General features: G+C 46.6%; 18 protein-coding genes, 1 tRNA gene and 1 rRNA gene. 15 read left to right on the top strand and 5 right to left on the bottom strand.

Translation table 11 applies throughout. The annotated features are described in order from the left end of the window. Positions 1-81 precede the first annotated feature (81 nt). A 5S ribosomal RNA gene (gene rrf / locus BM359_RS05445) occupies positions 82-197 on the top strand. Positions 198-522: 325 nt separating this feature from the next. Here the strand turns inward: rrf and BM359_RS05440 are convergent. After that, on the bottom strand, positions 523-3,897 hold the full coding sequence (locus tag BM359_RS05440) for a translocation/assembly module TamB domain-containing protein (RefSeq protein ID WP_054491110.1): 3,375 nt from the start codon (positions 3,895-3,897) through the stop codon (positions 523-525). Next, the gene (locus BM359_RS05435) at positions 3,894-5,621 is read right to left on the bottom strand and encodes an autotransporter assembly complex protein TamA (RefSeq protein WP_054491109.1); all 1,728 of its coding nucleotides are present in this window, start codon (positions 5,619-5,621) and stop codon (positions 3,894-3,896) included. The genes BM359_RS05440 and BM359_RS05435 overlap by 4 nt, the downstream gene beginning before the upstream one ends. Positions 5,622-5,707: 86 nt before the next feature. Here BM359_RS05435 and BM359_RS05430 point away from each other — a divergent pair, with 86 nt between their 5' ends. The 9 genes from BM359_RS05430 (at position 5,708) to BM359_RS05390 (ending at position 13,383) form a co-directional block, all read left to right on the top strand. Next, the gene (locus BM359_RS05430; RefSeq protein ID WP_054491108.1) at positions 5,708-6,565 is read left to right on the top strand and encodes an HDOD domain-containing protein; all 858 of its coding nucleotides are present in this window, start codon (positions 5,708-5,710) and stop codon (positions 6,563-6,565) included. 95 nt (positions 6,566-6,660) lie between these two features. Then, a tRNA-Trp gene (locus BM359_RS05425) sits at positions 6,661-6,737 on the top strand. Positions 6,738-6,804: 67 nt separating this feature from the next. Next, positions 6,805-7,131 carry a hypothetical protein gene (locus BM359_RS05420; RefSeq protein WP_054491107.1) on the top strand — a complete coding sequence of 109 codons (327 nt, stop codon included), beginning with the start codon at positions 6,805-6,807 and terminating at the stop codon, positions 7,129-7,131. Then, entirely contained in the window at positions 7,112-7,573 is a 462-nt protein-coding gene (gene rimI / locus BM359_RS05415) for a ribosomal protein S18-alanine N-acetyltransferase (protein ID WP_054491106.1), read from the top strand. Before BM359_RS05420 ends, rimI begins: the two co-directional genes overlap by 20 nt. Before the next feature lie 10 nt (positions 7,574-7,583). Continuing rightward, the gene (deoC, locus tag BM359_RS05410) at positions 7,584-8,330 is read left to right on the top strand and encodes a deoxyribose-phosphate aldolase (protein WP_054491105.1); all 747 of its coding nucleotides are present in this window, start codon (positions 7,584-7,586) and stop codon (positions 8,328-8,330) included. A gap of 3 nt (positions 8,331-8,333) precedes the next feature. Beyond that, the gene (gene deoA / locus BM359_RS05405) at positions 8,334-9,668 is read left to right on the top strand and encodes a thymidine phosphorylase (protein ID WP_054491104.1); all 1,335 of its coding nucleotides are present in this window, start codon (positions 8,334-8,336) and stop codon (positions 9,666-9,668) included. A gap of 2 nt (positions 9,669-9,670) precedes the next feature. Further along, positions 9,671-10,867: a phosphopentomutase gene (locus BM359_RS05400; protein WP_054491103.1), complete on the top strand. Its 1,197-nt coding sequence runs from the start codon at positions 9,671-9,673 to the stop codon at positions 10,865-10,867. Between the two features lie 123 nt (positions 10,868-10,990). Beyond that, a complete protein-coding gene (gene prfC / locus BM359_RS05395; protein ID WP_054491102.1) occupies positions 10,991-12,580 on the top strand; it encodes a peptide chain release factor 3 in 1,590 nt (529 codons plus the stop codon). 5 nt (positions 12,581-12,585) lie between these two features. Next, positions 12,586-13,383, top strand: a complete 798-nt coding sequence (locus tag BM359_RS05390; RefSeq protein WP_054491101.1) for a TatD family hydrolase — start codon at positions 12,586-12,588, stop codon at positions 13,381-13,383. Here the strand turns inward: BM359_RS05390 and BM359_RS05385 are convergent. Further along, the gene (locus BM359_RS05385) at positions 13,340-13,972 is read right to left on the bottom strand and encodes a YtjB family periplasmic protein (protein ID WP_234972459.1); all 633 of its coding nucleotides are present in this window, start codon (positions 13,970-13,972) and stop codon (positions 13,340-13,342) included. The two genes, BM359_RS05390 and BM359_RS05385, sit on opposite strands and share 44 nt — an antisense overlap. Before the next feature lie 27 nt (positions 13,973-13,999). On the opposite strand from BM359_RS05385, the gene serB reads away from it, so the two are divergent. Next, a complete protein-coding gene (serB, locus tag BM359_RS05380) occupies positions 14,000-14,662 on the top strand; it encodes a phosphoserine phosphatase SerB (RefSeq protein ID WP_054491100.1) in 663 nt (220 codons plus the stop codon). On the opposite strand, the gene BM359_RS05375 is transcribed toward serB, so the two are convergent. Then, positions 14,636-17,140 carry a PilZ domain-containing protein gene (locus BM359_RS05375; protein WP_054491099.1) on the bottom strand — a complete coding sequence of 835 codons (2,505 nt, stop codon included), beginning with the start codon at positions 17,138-17,140 and terminating at the stop codon, positions 14,636-14,638. The genes serB and BM359_RS05375 overlap by 27 nt on opposite strands. A gap of 65 nt (positions 17,141-17,205) precedes the next feature. On the opposite strand from BM359_RS05375, the gene radA reads away from it, so the two are divergent. After that, positions 17,206-18,570 carry a DNA repair protein RadA gene (gene radA, locus BM359_RS05370; protein ID WP_054491098.1) on the top strand — a complete coding sequence of 455 codons (1,365 nt, stop codon included), beginning with the start codon at positions 17,206-17,208 and terminating at the stop codon, positions 18,568-18,570. Between the two features lie 47 nt (positions 18,571-18,617). Here radA and ettA read toward each other — a convergent pair whose 3' ends face one another. After that, complete coding sequence (gene ettA / locus BM359_RS05365) at positions 18,618-20,282, bottom strand: energy-dependent translational throttle protein EttA (protein WP_054491097.1); 1,665 nt, start codon at positions 20,280-20,282, stop codon at positions 18,618-18,620. Positions 20,283-20,441: 159 nt separating this feature from the next. Here ettA and glyA point away from each other — a divergent pair, with 159 nt between their 5' ends. The 3 genes from glyA to ribD are packed head-to-tail and all read left to right on the top strand — an operon-like array spanning position 20,442 to position 23,307. After that, the gene (gene glyA / locus BM359_RS05360) at positions 20,442-21,698 is read left to right on the top strand and encodes a serine hydroxymethyltransferase (protein WP_054491096.1); all 1,257 of its coding nucleotides are present in this window, start codon (positions 20,442-20,444) and stop codon (positions 21,696-21,698) included. A gap of 39 nt (positions 21,699-21,737) precedes the next feature. Beyond that, on the top strand, positions 21,738-22,187 hold the full coding sequence (gene nrdR / locus BM359_RS05355) for a transcriptional regulator NrdR (RefSeq protein ID WP_054491095.1): 450 nt from the start codon (positions 21,738-21,740) through the stop codon (positions 22,185-22,187). Beyond that, on the top strand, positions 22,180-23,307 hold the full coding sequence (ribD, locus tag BM359_RS05350) for a bifunctional diaminohydroxyphosphoribosylaminopyrimidine deaminase/5-amino-6-(5-phosphoribosylamino)uracil reductase RibD (protein ID WP_054491094.1): 1,128 nt from the start codon (positions 22,180-22,182) through the stop codon (positions 23,305-23,307). Before nrdR ends, ribD begins: the two co-directional genes overlap by 8 nt. Positions 23,308-23,314 lie beyond the last annotated feature (7 nt).

Raw genomic sequence — 23,314 nt, 5'->3', positions numbered from 1 at the left:
GTTCGTCCTGAACTTTGCCCTGACGGGCCGCACTAAAGTGCGTTCAAAATAGTTCCGGACAATTTTGTGTGACAGTTTATGTCTGGCGGCCATAGCGGTGTGGCACCACCTGAATCCTTTCCGAACTCAGAAGTGAAACACACCAGCGCCGATGGTAGTGTGGGGTCTCCCCATGCGAGAGTAGGTCACCGCCAGACTACAAATAAAACACCCCAGCCCAATCGGCTGGGGTTTTTTATTTCTGGTGGGGAGCTACGGCGAGAGTAGGGTGAAGCGGGTCCCTGGTAAAGCCAACCATTTGGCTTTACCCCGCTGAACAGGTTGAGCTCTGCGAAACCTTGTCCAGACTACAAATAGGAAGACCCCGGTGCTAACGCGCCGGGGTTTTTTTATGTCCGTCACAAAATACCTCACTTCAGCAGCGTCAGGTACTAAAAGGTCAGGTAAACTGTCTGATTATAATATGGAAGTAGCCTGGAAGAGGGGGCTTATTCAGCTTGCTTCTGAGTGCGAAGCTTAATTTTAGTTTTCTATGGTATATATCAAGTCACCACCTTGACCTTCAGTACTTGAGGTCGATTCGAACAGCAGCCTTTCAGATAGTGTGTAGCGCAATATGAAAGTGGAAGTGGGCTCCAGTAAACCTATTCCGTATTTGATATATAATTGAGGCGATAAGTATTTACCAATATAAAGAGATGTATCATTTACATCGTTGGTTTCTGAGTCCAACGACACTTCATCTAAATCAAAAGTACTTTTTATCCCTTCAGTCAGAAACTCCGTGCTCCGCCCCCCGACTAATAGTGCAGCTTGTAACTCAAGGTTATTGACATCTCCCTGGTTTCCTGGTGGTTTACCAAATAATAGGTAAGAAAGAATTGTGCTGTCAGGAAGCGGTGGTGTCGAAAATAAGCTGAGTTCAGGCTGTTCTATTGTCCCTGTTACTCGTGCTCCGATAATTTCAGGAGGACGTTGTGAAGCACCGTTACCTTTTATATTTCGCGTTACTCGTAGATTTAAAGACGGTGTATCTAAAGGCCCGCCGTTAAATAAGAGATCGCCGCGCTCTATAGCCAGTTTCTGCCCGTAGATTTCGTAATCTCCTGAAACAACGCCAATACTTCCATTTCCTGTAGCGGCAGAGTTTGGTTGTTGGCTAATTCGTAACTGTCCTTGCAGGTTCCCGGAGAACCCCATAGCTTCAACGCGTACACTTTTTCCTAAACTCACCGTAATATCTGCTTTTGTTCTGAACAAAGATTCTTCTTTCTTCTCGTTTTTTATATTAACGTCAGCAGACTCTGTAACAGCCTGGTTTAACTCTACCGGGGTAATGCGTGCTTTGGGAACGTCTAAGTCCCCAGTAAGAGTTATGAGGTTCTCTTGCAGCTCAATTTTGACATCAGGCGAAGCCGATAGTAAGAGATCCGGCGTATCTAAAATTAATAAGTCTTTGCCTTTTATCGTTAGCAGGCCAACTCGCTTAAGGACATTGAATCGACCCTTAATATCGACATCTCCTTGACCTACCGTACCATTAGCACTAACGGTAAACTGCCCAACATTTGCGTCGGCTGTTAGCTCGGCCTCTAAATTCGTTATCAAAGTACCGCTAGAAAGCAAAACAATTCTGTCTGCAGATAAGTTCATGCTTCCTGATGCGGTTGGATCGTTAAGCTTACCCGCTATAGTCAGTTCGGCTTTAGTGTTTCCGTCACCTATATTAATCTGTGGTGCAAATAGATTTAACAACTCCAGGCTTTTTGAGCTCAGTAGCACTTTTCCCGATATTGGGCTATTGGTATTTAACTGCTCAATATTCAGCTCTCCAGACAGATCAAAGTCCAGTTCATTGGCTTTAGCAGTCAGTGAAATATCAAGATCTTGCTCTGCGCCGTTTTTTGCTTTTAGCACTAGCTGATTTAAGGTTATGACTTCTTCACCCGCTTGTATTTTAGAGTTATCTGCGTTGACGACTCCCTCGAATTTTTCCAATCTCATTGTCTGATTATTAAATTCACCATCAATTTCTAAAGAGAGCTCTCCACTTAAGGTGTAAGGACTGTCAGGTAAGACAATTGCCTGAAGCAAATTCAAAGGCACTTGGCTGGCGTCTGCAGTAAAGTTTACTGAATCTTTTTGTTGCTCTAATTGAGCACATAACGGTTTACGTAGTCCTTTATAGTTTAGGCAAACCGGAGTTACGTCAAATGTGCTTTCTTGATAATTAAAAGAGCCGGCTACTGACTGGTTCAGAGTAATCGCATTATAGTCAGGTAATTTCAGGTGAAACTCTGCAATATCAAAATCAAACCTTGATTGGTTGAGTTGACCGTTGATACTTCCTTCCGCTGCCAGTTCACCTTTGATATCTGATAGCGTGCTTAAGTCTGCGGAGCTTAGCTTCCAGTTTAATTTGCTGCCAGGACTGAGCGCCCCATTGGCTAATAACGAGTGTGGGCCCCAGCGTGCTTCTAGTTGGTCGACAAATAAATAGGGATCTAACAGACGCAATCTAACTTTTGCGTCTACTGTCTGCTGTTGAAAACTACCTGTGAGGTTAGCGGCCAGCGAAAGGTTATCTTTCCACTCAATGATCGCGTTGCCATTTACTTGCTCGTCGTTTTGAGACAGTCGCCACTGAGTTAGCTTTAAACTTTTCTCCGTTAGTTCGGCTTCTGTTGTAAGGTTTAAATCATTCCCTAGTAATCCGGTAAGCGTATTGTCCAAATAGATAGCCAAATCACCTATCGTGCCCTGCGCTGTCAGTTTGCCATTTCGGCTAGTCAGTTGATTGGGTTCATAGATAATCTCATCCCAGGTTGCCGATACATTTATTTCCGGATTAGCTTTCAGTGATGAGATTTCTCCCTGAAGAGTTAACACACCGTCAATGTCTCCCTGGGGCTGAATATTAAGAGCGTTCAGGGCCAGTACGTTGTTCCTGTAGTTCAGGTTGCCATCAATATCTGCTTGTTGCTTATTAACCATGACGGAAATCGAAGGCTCCAGCTCGATATGATCCATACCGCCTTGTCCGTTAAGGGTTCCGTTGAAACTCAGGTTGAGGGTATCTGCGCCGAAACTCGCCAACCATGGAGTTATATTATTGTCTTGCCATTGACTCGTAAGCTGCCACTTAAGGTCATTAATTGGGTCCTGTAATTCAGCCGAGATCGTGCCGATAAGGCCTTCTGATAATTCACTAGTCGTCGATAGCTTATGCAGGTTACCGACTATACGACTTTTGACTTTTAGCTCGGGGTAGTCCGGCGAGTGCAGGTGTGTGTTGTTATTAAGGTTGCTATCAAACGGGTAAGAAAGCTTGGTTCTGCCGCTAATTGTCGTTGTCATGTATTGATGCTCGAGCTGCAGCTCCCGAATGTTTAGGCTCCCACTTGTATCAAGCCTCACTGACGCATTAATATTTAGGCTCTGCGCAGGAGTTTCTAGAATAAAAAATTGCGTTTTTTCAATGGATAACTTGAGCACATTGAAGTCTATAGGGAGTTCAATTGAAATGTCTTGAATAGAAGTTTCTGAGTCGCCATTTTGCTCTTGTTCTGCCGCTCGCAGTCTTATTTCACCGCCGTTACTTTTAACGCTGTTTATTCTAAGCACACCCGATAATAGAGCAAAAGGTTTCCAGCTTACTTTGAGCTGTTCCGGGGCATAAGAAAAAGTACCGGCCTCTAAGCTAAAGTCTCTGAACTCAAACTCATTTAAAAGGCTTCCATTAAACTGACTATAACTGAATTCAACAGGGGCATACTTCTGCGCCTGGGTTAATACCCATCGACTGCCGCTTTCGCTGGCGACCAGACTAAAAGCTATAATAGGAATCAGGAGAACCAGACTCAGGATAATCCCTGCTAACCAGCGATATACCCTCATAGATCGGGGCCTAATGTAAAGTGCAGGCGCCACGGCTTACCTGGCTCGTCTATCGCCTGCGCCAAGTCAAGACGGACTGAGCCAATGGGCGATATCCAGCGAACACCGAAGCCGACACTTTGTTTGAGTTTTTCATTAGGTTCAATCATGGCATTACCAATATCGGTGAAGAGAGCGACACGCCAGTTATCTTTAAATCGGTAGTCGATTTCTGCGCTGGCGACGGCCAGGTAACGGCCACCGATAACAGTTCCTGTATCATCTTCCGGCCCGAGTTGTTCATAGGCATAGCCACGCACACTATTGTCGCCACCAGCAAAGAAACGTAGTGACGGCGGTAGTTGATCAAAGTCTTTAATATAAGTCGCTCCGGCTTCTGCCCGGGCAAGAAAGCGTATTCTCTCAGTTAAAGGGACAACAGCTTTAAAGCCAAGTTCCAGGCTCGCCAGGTCTGCATCGGATAACAGAGCCTCATTGGCGGCCTTTAAGGTCACATCAAATCGAAAACCTTTATCAATGTTTAAGCGACCATCAGCGGTCATATAGTTCCAGCTTGCCTGAGGAATAAGGAACTGACTGGTTCCGGAACTTTCACCGATTTCGAAGTCGTCGCGTTGCCAGTGCAGTCCATATTCACGGCGCCACTTATTCATTGCCAGGATACTTGAAGCTCCCAGACGATAGAGTCGGTTGTTCTGTCCTTCGTTGTTTTTATCAGAGGCTTCTGCTCGTATTTGGTAATAATCGGATTGTGGCTTCTTACCGGGAATAATGTAATTAGCGCCGACAGTGCTTTCGACTTCAGAGATTTGTGTCGTTCCGCGCAGCTGGTGGCCTTCTGTATTCACCCAGCGGCGGTTAATGCTGGCTCTCACGCGGGCTCCGGTATCGGTACCGTAGCCGATGCCGTATTGGTATTGGTTTCTGAAGTTTGGCTCAGAATTGACAGCAATAGGCACTCTGTGTTGCTTCGATTCATTCCACTGCGGACTGACCTGAACCGATGAAAAGTATCCGCTATCGCCCAGAGCTATTTGTAATTGGCTGAGCTCTTGAGTGTTGTAGCCTTCCCCTTGTTCAAAGGGAACGTAGCGCTGCAGTAACTCGTCATCCAGAATGTCTTGTTCAAAGGTAATTTGCCCATATTTGTAGCGTTGTCCGGAATCAAATACGACATTAATTGCGGCTGTATTTTTTTCAACATCTATTTCAACGTTGTGTTCTATGAAACGGGCATCGTGGTAGCCGCGTTGACTGGCTAAGGATAAAAGACGCGATTTGACGCTTTCATAATGGCTGTGAATAAAGCGCTCCTGCTCCTTCAGGTTGCTGCTTTCAATAACTTTCTTAAAAACTTTATCGTCCGTCGCATCGCCTTGTATTTTCCATGAATTTTGCGAAATTCGAACCGGTTCGTTTAAGCTCACCTGGTACGATGCTGACCAGCCGTAATCGACAGTTTCTAGTTGAGCATTCACTTCAACCTGATAATATCCGTAGGGACGTAGTGCTTTTTTGATGTCTTTAGGTGCTTGTCGGTGTAAATACCGGACTCGATAAGCGGCATAACTTTTATTTTCGTCCAGCCGGGCTATTTGCAACAATGCCATAACGTTGTTGTACTCATCGCCTTCAACACCTGAAACTTCAACTTCTACCGAAGCATGAGCAAAGGCGCTGAAAATTAACGCACAAACAAAGAGAATACATCGAAAGTAAGACATTGAAGTGTTATACCTGATAAAACGTTTCAACATAATGACATGCTTTAAGATTTCATGTAAATCATTGGGTTCAACCTGGAGATACTATGGCGATAGAAATTACGACAGCAGAGAAACGATTGCTACAAAGAGTCAGTATTCCTCCGCGCCCTCAAACTCTGTTAACTGTCAGTAGTGAAGCCAAAAAAGATGAACCTGATGTTGGTGTTATTGCTGAATCTATCTCTGCCGATATGAGTATAGCTGCAGCTGTGTTGCAGGTAGTTAATTCCGCCGCTTACCGTCGGGCTAAAGAGGTCGACTCTATCCAGCAGGCGGTTATGACACTTGGGTTCCGTCGGGTATTTCCTATTGTTCGGGCCGTTGCTTTAAAGTCAGCGTTAACTTCCGACTACGATCTTAACGAGTTCTGGCGGTATAACGAGTGGGTTGCTAGCGCCTGTGTTTTGGTCGCAGAATCTATAGGACGCCCCGAATTAAGAGACCATGCGTATATGCTCGGGTTATTTCAAAGCTCCGGCATACCGGTCATGCTGGCTGAATTTGATGATTATGCCGATTTGCTTAACGCATCAGCCAGTACTCCCTGGCCCAAAGTGCAAATAAAAGAACAAGAGTTATTTCAGACAACACATACCACTATAGGTGCCTTATTGGCTCAGCATTGGAAATTGCCCAAAATCGTTGTCGAAGTAATTTACTACTTGTTTGAAGACAGCTCTATTTTCACTCACTCCAGTGAGTTGGATAGCCTGACGTTGGATCTTCTGGGAATACTTAAAATTGCGCGTTACGCGGTGGATATGAGAACTCGGAGTCTGGCGGGAGAAGAAGAATGGGAGCAGGTTCAGGATGGGGTGCTGGAACACTTTCAAATTGATGAGTTTAAGGTAGAAGAAATATTACAAATTGTTCATGAAGAGCTCTTTGACGCAGAAGCTTAGTCAGAATTGTTTAATTAATCTGCAAACGATAAGTAGACTTGCAAATATCGCTTGTTTGAATGCTCGGTGTCGGTATAATTCTCCGCTCAAGTGTTAGGGGCGTAGTTCCAATTGGTAGAACAGCGGTCTCCAAAACCGACGGTTGGGGGTTCGAATCCCTCCGCCCCTGCCAGTTTCTGACTGGCTATCCTTCCAAAGCTTGAGTAAACTGCACTTATCTGTTTTCAACGGTAATCGTTATGCTTCCTGAATGGACCAGTCAACAACGCACTGCTTTGCAATTGATGGGTATTCCCGTATGGCAAACCAAAAGTGCGACAGCACCTGTATTTTACTACCGACTGGGCCCGCTCTACTTGCAGGGAGCTGTTGAATTGCCGGTTTCCCTTCCTGGCTGGATTAACGATCTTAGTTTGTATTTTGAGCAACGTCCGGTTGCCGTAAAAGCGCCAGTTCAAACGCCAGGCTTGTGTTTTAATTACACCGACTGGCTGGCTAAGCCCCTTTCTACTGAGCAGAAAAAGACGCTTTGGCTGCAGCTGCAAAATGAAGACCGTGAGTACTGAAGACACTAAAATTGAAAGTTTTGAACCCGGTAAACCCGAGTTTGAGGTCGAAAACAAAGCACACAGCCACCCCTGGTCATGGACGGTATTCAGTCAAAGTGTTGGCGAGCATTACCGTTGCAGGCGATTAACGCAAGGTTCACAAGTTATAGGCTTTACTATCTGTCAGCGAGTGGCAGATGAATTGACCTTGCACAACATTGCGGTCGATCCTGCTTTTCAGGGGCGGGGCTATGGTAACAAACTCATGCAGGACTTATTAGACTACGCCTCTGACCATCAGTATGTTGTTTTCCTTGAGGTTCGCGTGTCGAATTCAGCGGCTATTCGCTTATACGAACAGAATGGATTTGATACGGTAGGTCGCAGGTTAAACTATTATCCATTGGATGGCGGCAGAGAAGATGCTTTAGTTATGCGCTGGAGCCGTCAACAAGACTAACGGAGTAATTATGCCATCAACGCAACAAGTGCGGGCGTTACAAGCCTTGTCCTTTATGGACTTAACAACATTGAATAATGACGACAACCGAAAGGTCATTGAAGATTTATGCTCACGTGCATCTATCAATGAAAAAAGCGTTGCTGCAGTTTGTGTTTTTCCGGAGTGGGTTGCTTTAGCTAAACAATTTTTGAAAGAGCAGGGGCTTAATACTAAGGTTGCTACCGTAACAAACTTCCCTGATGGCAGCAGTAACGTTGAGAGAGCCGCTGCTGAGACGGAGCGTGCGGTTGCTGCGGGTGCTGACGAAGTGGACGTTGTCCTGCCTTACAGAGCTTTATTAAATGGTGATGAAAGTACGCCGGCCGAGCTGGTAAGAGAGTGCAAGGATATTTGCGGTGACTCAGTAAAATTAAAAGTCATTATCGAATCCGGAGAACTGGAGCAGCACGATAAAATTGTTCTTGCTAGTGAACTTGCAATTTCAAATGGTGCGGACTTTATTAAAACCTCAACGGGCAAAGTTTCAGTGAATGCGACCTTAAAAGCAGCTGAAGCTATGTTAGGAGTAATAAAAGCCAGTCAAACCGACTGCGGGTTTAAAGCTGCCGGAGGTATTCGTACAGTCGACGACGCCGTTCAGTATATTGAATTAGCTGAACAGCTGATGGGTGAAGACTGGGTCACAGCGAGTCATTTCCGCATTGGTGCCAGTAGCTTGTTGCAGGACATTCAGAAAATTTTGGTTAAGGCTTAACCGATGTTTTTGCCACAAGAGGTCATTCGTAAAAAGCGAGACGGTATCGTCTTGTCTGCAGTCGATATTCAGGAATTTATTAACGGCATTTGTGACGAGTCGGTCAGTGAAGGCCAAATAGCCGCTCTTGCTATGGCGGTTTACTTTCAGGGAATGTCAGCAGAGGAAAAGAAAGCCCTGACGGTTGCGATGCGTGACTCAGGGGACGTTCTTGACTGGCGACAGCAGGATCTGAATGGCCCTATACTGGATAAACACTCTACGGGTGGTGTGGGCGATGTGGTCAGCTTAATGTTGGGCCCTATTGTTGCTGCCTGCGGTGGTTACGTCCCGATGATCTCCGGCCGGGGGTTAGGGCATACAGGCGGCACCCTCGATAAGTTTGATTCTATCCCCGGATATCAGACGGCTCCCGATAATCAGTTGTTTCGCGATACCGTTAAAAATGCCGGGGTCGCAATTATTGGTCAGACGGGGCGTTTAGCTCCTGCAGACAGTCGTTTTTATGCAACGCGGGATATCAGTGCGACGGTAGAATCAATTCCTTTGATAACGGCCTCGATTCTGGCAAAAAAGCTTGCTGAAGGGTTAGACGGTCTGGTTATGGACGTTAAAGCGGGTAACGGCGCTTTTATGCCCAGCTTTGAGAAGTCAAAAGAACTGGCGCAGAGTCTGGTTACTGTTGGTTGTGAGTTAGGGGTTGAGACCACGGCGCTAATAACGGATATGAATGAAGCTTTAGGCTCAGCTGCCGGTAATGCCGTTGAAGTTCAGTTAGCTGTAGATTACTTAAGTGGGAAGCGCCGTGACTTACGTTTGCACGAGGTAACCAAAGCCTTGTCTGCTGAGCTTTTAATTTCAGGAAAGTTGGCGGGCAATACTGAACAAGCGGAAACCATGGTAGAGAAAGTACTGAGTGACGGAAGTGCGGCAGAACGTTTTGCTAAAATGGTTAAGTCATTGGGTGGCCCCGGTGACTTTCTGGATAAAAGTCATGAATACCTGCCGCAGGCAAAAATCGTTAAGCCTCTTATCGCTCCCGCTGCATACAACGGGCATTATATTAGTGGAGTTGATACCCGAGAGCTGGGAATGGCAGTAGTGTGTTTGGGAGGAGGGCGCCGCAAAGCAGATGATATTTTGGACTTAAGTGTTGGTGTTAGCTGTATCCTTGGTATTGGTTCAAAAGTTGATTCAGATACAGAGCTGGCAACATTACATGCAAGTTGTGAGTCTGACTGGAATGAGGCTGCTGAACGTATCTTAAAAGCTATAAGCTTTAGTACGCAAAAACCACCTGCTACTGGCGTAATCTATCAAAGAATAGCGGGAAGTTAAGCATGAGCAGAGCCATTGTCGTGGTATTAGATTCTTTTGGTATTGGATGCGCTCCGGATGCTGAAAAGTTTGGTGACGCCGGAGCCGATACCTTTGGTCATATCGCGGAGTATCGGCAAAAACAGGGTAAACCTCTGCACTTGCCGAATTTAACCCGTCTGGGACTGTTTGAAGCTCATAAAGAGGCGACGGGATTTTATGCCAGAGGTCACAAACCTTCCGCTCTAAGCGGTGCCTATGCCTGTGCTGCAGAGATTTCATCGGGAAAAGACACACCCTCAGGTCACTGGGAGTTGATGGGCGTTCCTGTGCACTTTGAGTGGGGCTACTTTGAAGATAAGGAAAACAGCTTTCCGGCGGAACTATTAGCTCAGATAACCGAAGCCTGTGAACTTCAAGGCATACTTGGCAACTGTAATGCATCGGGTACAGAAATTATTAAACAGTTAGGTGAGCAACACATTCGTACCGGCTGGCCAATTTTTTACACCTCTGCCGATTCAGTTTTTCAAATTGCGGCTCACGAAGAGCACTTCGGCCTTAAACGTTTATATCAGGTTTGTGAAAAAGTACGGGAGCTTCTGGAACCCTATAATATTGGCCGGGTTATAGCTCGCCCCTTTGTTGGTGAAAATGCCGACACCTTTGAGCGGACCGCAAATCGCAAAGACTATTCGGTTTTACCGCCTAAACCGACGGTACTGGACAAGTTGCAGGAGAATGCTGGAGAGGTTATTGCTATTGGAAAAATAGCCGATATTTTTGCAGGGCAGGGTGTTACTCAGTCAATAAAAGCATCCGGTCTGGAAGGTCTGTTAACCGCAACATTAAATGCGATGGAAACAGGTCCGGACAACTCACTCATTTTTACGAACCTTGTTGATTTTGACACCTTGTACGGGCATCGCCGTAACATTGAAGGGTATGCAAGTGAGCTTGAAGCCTTTGATAAATGGCTGCCAGTAATTGAGTCTGCAATGAAGCCGGAGGATATCCTGGTGTTAACAGCTGATCATGGATGTGACCCCACATGGGAAGGTACCGATCATACTCGCGAATACATTCCTCTGTTGCTGTCTGGTCACCATGTAGCTGCAGGCAACCGAGGTAAAAGACAAAGCTTTGCCGATTTAGGTCAGACCCTGTGTCATTTATTTGATTTACCGCCCATGGAAGAAGGGCAGGCTATAAAGTTGTAGAGAGCTATCCTTCTGGTATAAATACGGTAGCTACCATTTGATAACCATCCTTGGTTTGTGTATCGGTATAAGATCAGCGAAAATAAGCCGCATAAACCATTTTAACCACAAAGAGTGTCATTGATGTCGGAATCCAGCTTGCAGAATGAAGTCGCGAAACGTCGTACCTTTGCCATTATCTCTCACCCGGATGCTGGTAAAACAACGATTACTGAGAAGGTATTGCTGCATGGTCATCAGATTCAGAAGGCCGGTACAATTAAAGGGAAGAAATCGGGGCAGCATGCAAAATCAGACTGGATGCAGATGGAGCAAGAGCGTGGCATATCGGTAACGACCTCAGTCATGCAGTTTCCATACAACGATGCCTTGGTAAACTTACTCGATACACCGGGACACGAGGACTTTTCTGAAGATACTTACCGTACACTAACAGCGGTTGACTCCTGCCTGATGGTTATTGATGGTGCCAAAGGTGTCGAGGACCGGACGATTAAGTTGATGGAAGTGACTCGCTTACGCGACACACCAATTATTACTTTCATGAACAAGCTTGACCGTGATATTCGTGACCCTCTTGAGTTGCTGGATGAAGTGGAAGACGTACTGAAAATTATGTGTGCACCAATTACCTGGCCAATAGGTTCCGGTAAGAACTTTAAAGGTGTTTATCATTTACTTAAAGATGAAACCATATTGTACAAAACAGGGCAGGGACACAGAATACAGGAAGAGACCATTATAAAAGGTCTGGATAACCCTGAGCTGGATGAAAAAATAGGTGCATGGGCGGACGAGCTGCGTGAGCAAATAGAGCTGGTCAACGGTGCTTCTAATCCTTTTGATAAAGAACTGTTTCTTGCCGGTGAGTTGACCCCGGTGTTCTTTGGTACCGCATTAGGTAATTTTGGTGTTGATCATATGCTGGATGGCCTGGTCGACTGGGCTCCAAGACCTCAGCCCCGGGAGACTGATCAACAAGAAAGCGTCAGTGCAGATAACAAAGATTTCTCCGGATTTATTTTTAAAATTCAGGCGAATATGGATCCGCGCCATCGCGACCGTGTCGCCTTCTTAAGAATTGTTTCAGGCAAATATGAGAAGGGCATGAAGATGAGGCAGGTGCGTACGGGTAAAGACGTACGTATTAGCGATGCTTTAACCTTCTTAGCCGGTGACCGTTCGCATGTGGAAGAGGCTTATCCTGGTGACATTATCGGCTTGCACAACCATGGCACTATACAAATTGGTGATACATTTACTGCAGGTGAGGATTTTAAATTTAGCGGCATTCCTAACTTTGCGCCTGAACTTTTCCGTCGCATTCGCTTAAAAGACCCCCTAAAGCAGAAGCAACTGCTGAAAGGTTTGGTGCAGTTATCCGAAGAGGGCGCTGTGCAGGTGTTCCGCCCACTTATCAGCAATGACTTGATAGTTGGAGCTGTTGGAGTTCTGCAGTTTGATGTTGTTGTGCATCGTTTGAGAACAGAATATAAAGTAGATGCCATGTATGAAAACATCAATGTTGCCACAGCGCGCTGGGTCAGTAGTAAAGACGAGAAGAAGCTGGACGAATTTCGTCGTAAAGCCGAGTCTAACCTGGCATTAGACGGTGGTGATAATCTGACCTACATTGCACCCACTATGGTGAACTTAAGCCTGGCGGAAGAGCGTTACCCCGATATTGAATTTACTCACACACGCGAACATTAAGGCTTATGAGTAGGCTTTACGATACGCATTGCCATCTCGACTTTCAGGCATTTGATGACGATCGGGAGCAGGTTCTGGAGAACGCTAAAGAGGTAGGCTTAGGGCGTTTTATGGTGCCGGGTGTCAGTGCTGAGCAATGGCCCCGGTTGCAGCAACTGGTTGAACAGTTTTCGAGCTGGCGTTTTGCGTTAGGTTTGCACCCTTGGTTTATAGAGAAGCACAGCCTGAATCAAATTGATGAGTTGGAACAGGCGCTGGATAAACCAAAGGAACGTTTACTGGCGGTAGGAGAAATAGGGCTGGATGCCACCTGTGAAAACTCAGAACTCCAGCGTAAACTTTTCATTGAACAGTTGAAGCTGGCGCGGCAATACCGTCTCCCGGCTATTATTCATCACCGCAAAACTCTGGAGACAACGCATCCGCTGGTGAAGCAGCACGGCCCTGATTCTGGTGTCATACACGCCTTTAGTGGCAGTTACGAGCAGGCTATGAAATTTGTCGATTGCGGTTATAAACTGGGTGTTGGCGGAGTAATCACTTACACTCGGGCGAAAAAAACGCGGCAAGCAATAGCAAAAGTCCCTGTATCTGCATTAGTGCTGGAAACAGACTCACCGGATATGCCGGTTTGCGGTTATCAGGGCCGGCGTAACGAGCCGGCCAGAATTGCAAAGGTTCTGGATGTTTTAGTAGAGCTTAGAGACATGAGTAAAGAGTCACTGAGTGATACTTTGTGGCAAAACAGTTGCGAGCTTTTTAGTGATGTTCCGTCTGCCAGTAGCGGTCACGTATCCGGTTAAAACCAAGCATAATAAATACGCCTGCCAACATAGCCAGTAGCAGAAGTAACTTTCCTTGCTGCATTAGCCCATTGTGGGCGGTCTGGCTTTTTTTAAGCAAAAGATTCTTATCGAAAACCACTTGTAAGTAACCACTTACGTTATCTTCAAGGCTTATTTCCTCTACGAGAACCCAGGGCTCTGATGCATCATCGGTTGCCGGCCAGTCAATCATCGATGCGCTGACCCCACTATGAACCAATAACTCACCAAAACGGTTACGGATTGTGGCTGCCATTACCTGCGGGTTGCTGGCGATATGATCGGTTAATGCAGTCAGACGCTCGGTGTTTTGGTGCTCAAGCCAGTAATGCGCCTCATGCTCAGCCTGTTCAATCATTAATTGAGTAACTGACTGAGTTTGAGAGAACAGTTGCTGTTGGGACTGGACACTGGCAATATTCCAAACATTAATAATGATCAGCAACAAGCCGGCAGCAGTAGCCAGACGAAGCGCTCGTTTAAACATAATACGAGCAATCGCTTTGGTTTTGTTGTTAAGCAAGGTACTTTTTAATCGATGCCATTGCTTAAATTCTGTTAGTTGCATGGGCCCAGCTCAGGAGTTTTCCGTTCAATGAAACACAGTTCCGGTTTAATCGTCTTCGACATGGATTCTACCTTAATTGGTATTGAGTGTATCGATGAAATTGCACGATTAAATGACCGTTATACTAAAGTCTCAGCAATAACGGAAGCCGCTATGCGGGGGGAAATTGATTTCAGTGAGAGCCTGAAGCTACGTGTCGCTTGTTTATCGGGAGTTAAAGAAAGTGACTTAGAAAGTCTGTTTAACCCCATTCCATTTAACCCCGGGGCATCAGAATTACTGCTTGCATTGCAAAATAGAGGCTGGAAAACCGCGTTAGTTTCGGGTGGCTTCACATGGTTTGCTGATAAAGTGCAGAAGGCACTCAAATTGGATGCCGTGCTGGCGAACCGGCTTGAAGTCGTCAATGGTTGTTTAACGGGAAAGGTTCTGGGAAGCATTGTTGATGCAAAGATGAAAGCACAACAGCTGGAAATACTTGCTGACAAATGGAATATTCCACGGGAAAGGACGGTAGCCGTCGGTGACGGCGCGAACGATGCCCCTATGCTTGAAACTGCAGCAATTGGTATTGCTTACAACGCAAAGCCCGCTTTGCAGGCGGTTGCCGATTACTCGATAAATTCAAACAGTCTACTTGAGATCATTCCGTGTCTGCAGCACTCAAAACTTATTGACCCAGGTGTTTAGCCGTTCTTGTTGCTCTTCAATAGTATTGGTATCAGGCAGAACAAACTCCAGTAAGCTTTCAGTAACATCAACGGTATCGGCAATGGCATAGACTTGCCACAAGTCTTCTTCTATTTCCTGTGCCCGGTAAGCCGCGTACCGGCTAATGTAGTTAAGTTCGGCCTGAATAAATTGAGTATCAGGTTTCCCGGTTCTTGATAAAGTAACCGTTACTGCGCGGAAGATAGAATTAGGCAAGCATTGCTCAATAAAAGATTCAATGGCGTGGTTGTCGTTACTTTCCAGCCATTGAGTTTGAACAATATCTTCACCACTTTGGCGATAAAGACGTAATAACAGCAGCAATGTAACCGGTTCCGATGTGCGATCCATATCCTCAAGCTTTGGCAGTAGCTTTTCCGTTACTGAAGAGCCGCGCATTAACGGTTGCAAGTTTAGAGCACTCTGTTGGCTTCCCGGAAGTTTAGACAAGAGCCTGACCCAGTCAGACGGCCAGTTAGACAAACCAGCACGACGTACTGATGTTTTTCGTTTTTTATTTCTATAGAAGAAAATGGGGAGTGAGCCGGGTGCATCACAATACAAATTGCGAAGACAAAGCTCCAGGCCGTTTATCGAGGTGTTCTCAACCTGCAGTTTTAATAGGTCTCTTTGTTCCCGAATTAAAAAACGGATGAACTCAGAACCCATATGCTGTTCATGATCGCCGTCTATCTTTAATCGTAATGTTGTGCGAGCGTCATCAACTGAAGCAATGGTATAAGGCAAGTGCTCAAGCTTTGCTTTTTTATACAGCTTCTTAAAGCCAGTCATCGATATTTCGACGTTATCACCTTTCTCAGCGGCAACCGGGGTATCAATCTGAACCTGTAAGCCACTAACGGAAAGGTCAATGATCATGCCGTCCCGGACATACTTTCCAACCCGAACGCGACAGCGGCTACGGTAGCTAAAACGTTTCTCACTGCGTAAATTGATAAACTCCAGCCGCGCCTCTTTTGTTCGAATTGGTACCGCAGGGGGGTGGGCAAAAGCCTTCAGTGATGAAAGGTTGTTTTTGTCCAGTTCGGTATCGAAAAAGCCATTTAAACTGTCGGTAATATCGTTAACGACCCCCATGTACCGCAATGGAGAAATTGCTCTTTTGACCTGCGCGGTAGGCGGATTTAACCGGAACGGGACATTGATATTTTTTGGCACACTCTGCGGCTGCCAGGCCTGATTCAGGTCAACTGGGCGCAAATCAATTTGGTAGACTCGCCACGAGGCTTTCTGACTTCCAAACGCAACATAGGTTTCCCATAACCCGGTTTTCTGTAGCTCTTCAACCGTTGCAGAGTAGTTATATATTTTACCTCGTGCGGTTATTGAAAAGGTCAGAACCAGTAACCGTGCACTTTTTTTGTTGAGTAAGTCCTGCAGTAACCAGCGGCTACGACGGACATTAAAGACGGAACCGAAACTGATTTGGTTCAGTTCGTTTATCCAGTTATTTAAAATGAACCGGTTGTTATCCGTGGTTAAGACATAGTCGGCAACAAGTTGACGGTTAGATTCAGAAAAGAACACCGGAAGTTGCTGCATTCTGGGCAACAGAAGCTGTTCATGACCTTTAGTGATGATGGTGTTGTAGGTGTTATCGACATTGACCCGGTAGCGCTTTTTGTAGCCGTTGATAAAGCGGTGAAAAAACTTATCCAGTTCGGCAGAGTGGTAGTCGGGGTCACGGTTTAATTTGAGGTAGTGCTTGTTGTCAACCTCCTGTACACCAACAACGCGGTATGGGATGCGAGTATCGGGATCTACCGTGAACTCTTTTGCCAGCCCGGTAAAGTAAAGCGATATCAGTTCGTCGTACTGAAAGCTATGCTCGTCATCTACACGCACGCGCATGCCGGTAATTGAAATATCCGTTGTTACCGCGTTATAGGTTTTTCCTTCACTGTCTTCAAGACCAACTTCGATGGTAAAATTCATCCGTTCTTCGGCACGATACGGGTATTGACCAAAGTGAAAGGTTTCCAACAAGTAGGATTCGGCTTCATTATCTGCATTAGCAAAGGGCGATTGACCATTTAAAGGCTCGGCGTTATGGTCGGCTAAACTTTGGGCAAAAGCTCTTTCTTCTTCACGAGCCTGGCGCAGATGGTTATCAGCATCCAGAATTTGCTCGAAAGTATCTTGTGTGAAAACGCCTTTATAGGTTTCCAGGCCGCGCTCAAAAATTTCAATGGCGACATCGTCAAGTTGATGTCTGCGGCCGTTGTACTCGTAAGGGTGACATTCGCCGTCTACTTGATTACGTAAATCAACAGTACGGTGACAAGGAGCCGCCAAACGTCTAAGCTCCATTTTTAGTTTGAAGCGGGTCGGACCATCTTCGTTTTCAGTTAAAGACTGAAACAGCGTATCAAAGTCGGTATCGTAAACGAGCGGCTTTAACTGATCGATAAGTTGGTCAAAATACTGATTAGGCATCGAAGTCTACTATTTTTTATAATTATTCTTGAGTAATACCTCATCATAAAACGAGAAGCAGACGAATGGCAAAAGCAAAAAGTGCATATGTGTGTAATGACTGTGGTGCAGACTTCCCTCGTTGGCTGGGACAATGCACGGAATGTAAGGCCTGGAATACGCTTACTGAAATTCGTTTAACGTCTAAAACAACCTCTAATTCGTCAGACCGTCGGGGCTTTAGTGGTATTACCGATGCCAGAGTTCAGACTCTTAACGAGGTCGACTTGCAGGAAGTTCCGCGTTTCAGCTCGGGTTTTCAGGAATTTGACCGGGTTTTAGGTGGTGGTGTAGTCCCCGGTTCGGCAATACTGATAGGTGGTTCACCCGGTGCCGGTAAGAGTACTTTATTATTGCAAACCCTATGTAAGTTGGCGGAGCGTATGCCAGCGCTTTACGTGACCGGTGAGGAATCTTTGCAGCAGGTAGCAATGCGGGCACAGCGGCTTAATCTGCCAACCGACAAATTGCGTATGCTCTCTGAAACCTCGGTAGAAAGTATTTGTCAGCTGGCCGACAAAGAAAAACCTGCCATTATGGTCATTGATTCCATTCAGGTAATGCATATGGCTGACATTCAGTCAGCGCCGGGCAGTGTGTCGCAGGTTCGTGAGGCGGCAGCTTTTTTAACGCGCTATGCAAAGCAAAAGAACGTTGCCATTATTATGGTGGGACACGTGACCAAAGAAGGGCATTTGGCCGGACCTAAAGTCCTGGAGCATTGCATTGACTGCTCTGTACTTCTGGATGGCTCATCAGACTCGCGCTATCGCACTTTGCGTGGTACTAAAAACCGCTTTGGTGCAGTGAACGAGCTTGGCGTATTTGCGATGACAGGCGGTGGTTTGAAAGAGGTTTCAAATCCATCGGCTATATTCCTGCAACGAGCGGAAGACCAGGGCAATGGCTCAGTTGTTATGGTGGTTTGGGAAGGTACGCGACCGCTATTGGTTGAGATTCAGGCGCTGGTTGATTACTCGGCTCTGGCAAATCCACGGCGGGTTGCTGTGGGGCTGGAGCAAACACGATTAGCATTGTTGCTGGCTGTTTTGCATCGGCACGGTGGCTTGCAGGTATCTGATCAGGATGTTTTTGTGAACGTTGTTGGTGGCGTTAAAGTCTCCGAAACGTCCGCAGACTTAGCGTTGTTGCTTGCCATTGTCTCCAGCTTTAAAGGAGAACCATTGCCGCGCGAATTAATTGTGTTTGGTGAGGTTGGTCTGGCCGGTGAGATACGACCGGTACCCAATGGTTTGGAGCGCTTAAACGAAGCAGCTAAACACGGTTTCAAAAAAGCTATTGTGCCTGTCGGTAATGCGCCAAAAACGTCACCGAAAGGCATGGAAGTGATTGGAGTGAAGAACCTTCAACAAGCACTGGATGTGATGTAGCTTGCAGAAAAAAGGGAGCTCTATGCTCCCTTTTGATACCCTGCCTATTAACCAATAGGTTTGTATTTAATGCGGTGTGGCTCCATCGCCTGCTCACCAAACTTCTCTTTCATGTAAGTTTCGTAGTCGCTGTAGTTACCTTCGTAGAAGACCACTTCGCCTTCATCACGGTAATCCAGAATATGGGTAGCGATACGGTCAAGGAACCAACGGTCGTGCGAGATAACCATGACAGAGCCCGGGAATTCCAGAATGGCTTCCTCAAGTGCCCGTAAGGTTTCAACATCTAAGTCGTTGGTTGGCTCATCGAGCAACAGGACGTTACCGCCGGCTTTTAACAGCTTAGCCAAATGCACCCGGTTACGTTCACCACCAGATAGCTCGCCAATGCGTTTTTGCTGGTCGGTACCGCGGAAGTTAAAGCGACCGACATAAGCGCGACCATTAACTTCAAAGTTACCAATCTTCAGGATGTCGTTACCGTCAGTAATTTCTTCAAAGACGGTTTTCTTGTCATCCATGTTGTCGCGGAACTGATCGACACTGGCCAGTTGCACGGTTTCACCTAATTCGATAGAACCGCTGTCAGGCTTTTCTTCGCCGCTGATCATGCGGAATAAGGTTGATTTACCCGCACCGTTAGGACCAATAATACCGACAATAGCTCCTTTAGGAACACTGAAGCTTAGGTTGTCTATAAGCTGGCGCTTCTCGTAAGCTTTGCTAATACCGTTAACTTCAATGACCTTATCACCCAGGCGAGGGCCTGGCGGAATAAACAACTCGTTGGTCTCGTTACGTTTTTGGTAGTCGCCACTTTGCAGCTCTTCAAAGCGATTAAGACGCGCTTTGCTTTTCGCCTGACGGCCTTTGGGGTTAGTACGTACCCACTCCAGCTCTTGTTTAATGGTGCGCTGGCGTGCTTTTTCTGAACGCTCTTCCTGCTCCAGGCGTTTCTCTTTTTGCTCCAGCCAGGAAGAGTAGTTACCTTCCCATGGAATACCATAGCCACGGTCAAGTTCAAGGATCCAACCAGCAACGTTATCAAGGAAGTAACGGTCGTGGGTAATGGCAACGACGGTACCGGTGTAATCGTGCAGGAAACGTTCAAGCCAGGCCACAGATTCCGCATCCAGGTGGTTGGTAGGCTCGTCTAACAGCAGCATATCCGGCTTAGATAACAGCAAGCGGCAAATCGCGACACGGCGTCTTTCACCACCCGACAAGTTGCCTATTTTAGCATCCCACTCTGGTAAGCGAAGTGCATCGGCTGCACGCTCAAGAATGTTGTCGATGTTGTGACCGTCTTTAGCCTGCAACAAAGCTTCTAATTCGCCTTGTTCTTTTGATAGGGCATCGAAGTCCGCATTTTCGTCGGCGTAAGCCGCGTAAATTTCATCGAGCTTAGCGAAGGCTTCTTTAACATCCGCCACCGCTTCTTCAACGGTTTCTTTCACCGTTTTATTTTCGTCCAGTTGTGGTTCCTGAGGCAGATAACCAATTTGAGTTCCCGATAAAGCGCGGGCTTCACCTTCGTACTCTTTATCAACACCCGCCATAATGCGTAGTAAGGTTGACTTACCGGCACCGTTGACACCCAGAACACCAATTTTGGCCCCCGGAAAAAACGACAGAGAAATATCTTTTAAGATGGTTTTCTTAGGTGGAACAACTTTGCTCACCTGAGACATTGAATAGATATATTGCGCCATAGCGACGTAAAATCCTTCCTATCAACAAAAAAGTTACTGCATAGTTTACTGTTATTTACGAACATCCCCAAACTTTGTTGCGCTGAACTAGGCACTCATTTGTGTTTTAAGGTAAAATACCGGACAAATTAAGACCATTTAATGATTTGGAGAGCTGTAATGCTGAAATCTGAGATGAACATTGCCGACTTTGATGCGGACTTATGGCAGGCGATGCAAGGTGAAGTTGAACGTCAGGAACAACACATTGAACTGATTGCATCAGAAAACTATACCAGTCCGCGGGTTATGCAGGCTCAGGGCTCGCAGCTAACCAACAAATACGCAGAAGGCTATCCGCATAAGCGCTATTACGGCGGCTGCGAGTTTGTCGATAAAGTCGAAGACTTAGCTATTGAGCGCGCAAAGCAACTGTTTGGTGCTAAGTACGCAAACGTTCAGCCGCACTCAGGTTCTCAGGCAAATACCGCTGCTTTCATGGCTCTTATGGAAGCCGGTGATACTTTCCTTGGTATGAGTCTGGCTCACGGCGGTCACTTAACTCACGGTTCCGGGGTTAATTTTTCAGGCAAACTCTACAACGCGGTTTCATATGGTTTGGATGAGTCCACTGGCGAAATCGATTACGCCGAAGTTGAAAAGCTGGCGCAAGAACATAAGCCGAAAGTGATTGTTGCAGGCTTCTCAGCCTACTCTGGTATTGTTGATTGGAAAAAATTCCGTGAAATTGCTGACAAAGTCGATGCCTATCTAATGGTCGACATGGCCCATGTTGCAGGCTTAATTGCTGCCGGTGAATACCCTAACCCGGTACCTTATGCTCACGTTGTTACGACGACCACACACAAAACTCTTGCTGGTCCACGTGGCGGTTTGATCATTTCAGGTAGTGACGATGAGAAACTGCACAAGAAGTTAAACAGCGCGGTATTCCCGGGTAATCAGGGTGGCCCACTTTGCCATGTTATTGCTGGTAAAGCGGTTGCTTTCCAGGAAGCCTTGCAGCCGGAATTTAAAGACTATCAAAAACAGGTTTTAGTGAACGCCAACGCTATGGTTAAAACCATGCAGGCGCGCGGCTATAAAATCGTCTCCAATGGCACTCAGAACCACTTGTTCCTGGTAGACTTAATTGACAAAGATATTACCGGTAAAGACGCCGATGCAGCTTTAGGTAATGCTTTTATTACCGTGAACAAGAATGCCGTGCCGAATGATCCGCGCTCACCTTTTGTCACTTCAGGTTTGCGTTTAGGCACACCGGCTATTACCCGTCGTGGTTTTAAAGAAGCAGAAGCCGAGCACGTTGCGAACTGGATTTGCGATGTTCTGGATGACATTTCTGATGAAAGCAAAATCAGCGAAGTTCGCGAGCAAGTAAAAGCGTTATGCGCCAGGTTTCCTGTTTACGGTTAATGAATAGCAGTTGTAAAGCGCACTTAAAGGAGTCAGGCAATGCATTGTCCATTTTGCGGCACACAGGATACTAAGGTTATCGATTCGCGACTTGTTGCGGATGGGGCCTCAGTTCGTCGCAGGCGTGAATGCAACCATTGCAAAGAGCGCTTTACGACCTTTGAAACGGCAGAGCTGATTATGCCGCGAGTCATCAAAACCGATGGTTCGCGTGAGCCATTTAACGAAGACAAGCTGCGCAACGGTTTATTAAGAGCGTTGGAAAAGCGTCCTGTGAGTCTTGAACTGATGGAGCAGGCAATCAACAAAATAAAGTCGAGCATACGCGCCACCGGTGAGCGCGAAATTAGCAGCAACTTTATCGGTAGTTTGGTTATGGAAAACCTGAAACAGATTGATAAAGTTGCTTATGTTCGTTTTGCGTCGGTGTACCGTTCTTTCGAAGATATCCGTGAGTTTGGTGAAGAAATCGCACGCCTGAATGACTAATTTATTAGAACAACAGTTTGACCATATAATGATGCACCGCGCGTTAAAACTCGCGCGGCGTGGGTTAATGACAACCCGGCCTAACCCGGCTGTGGGCTGTGTCATTACTGTCGGCGAAGAAGTTATCGCAGAAGGTTGGCATCATCAGGCCGGTGAAGCTCATGCCGAGGCTCACGCTTTGCGGCTTGCGGGTACAAAGGCAAAGGGCGCAACTGCTTATGTCACTCTTGAACCCTGCAGCCATATTGGACGGACTCCGCCTTGTGCCGACGCTCTGATTGAAGCTGGCATTGCCCGCGTTGTTGTGGCTATGCGCGACCCTAATCCCCGCGTCAGTGGTAACGGGATTAAGCGTTTAGAAGAGGCAGGCATACGTGTTGACGTTGGTACGTTGCAGTCCGCAGCCGAGAGTTTGAACCCCGGTTTTATTTCCCGCATGACACGACAACGCCCGTGGCTCACCTTAAAAATGGCGACTTCACTCGATGGGAAAACCGCTTTGGCGGACGGTCGCAGCCAGTGGATTACCTCTGCGGAATCTCGCAGTGACGTGCAGATTTATCGAGCTCAGGCTGATGCTATTTTGACCGGCGCAACAACGGTTTTAGCGGATAACCCGAAGCTTACCGTACGAGTTAATCAATGGCCGGCATCACGACCACTGCCTGAACCATTAAAACAGCCAGTACGTATTATTATCGACAGCCAACATCGGGTGAATGATGATGCCCGGGTGTTTGAGTCACCGGCGCCTGTTTGGCTGGTACGCACAACGCCGGGCAAGGACACTCGTCACCCACATTGCCATGAGCTTATTATTGACGCTGACAAAGACGGTAAAGTGTGCTTAAAGGCACTGATGGTTGAATTAGCTAAACGTGAAATTAATCAGGTTTGGACAGAGTGCGGCGCAAGTCTGGCCGGCGCGCTTATTGAACAGCAACTCTGTGACCGAATGATGATATACAGCTCTGGTCAAATACTGGGTCACCATGGCCGTTCGGTTATCGACATGAGTGAACCATTAGAATTAGCTTCAGCGCCAAGATTTAAAGTTATTGATCGCCGGCAGGTTGGCCCGGATCAACGCTTGGTAGCAGTACCTCAAACACAAGATTAAGGGTAAA

Source organism: Idiomarina abyssalis, from assembly GCF_900116625.1.
Taxonomy (GTDB): Bacteria; Pseudomonadota; Gammaproteobacteria; order Enterobacterales; family Alteromonadaceae; genus Idiomarina; species Idiomarina abyssalis.
This window is presented reverse-complemented; position numbering and strand designations above follow the sequence as displayed.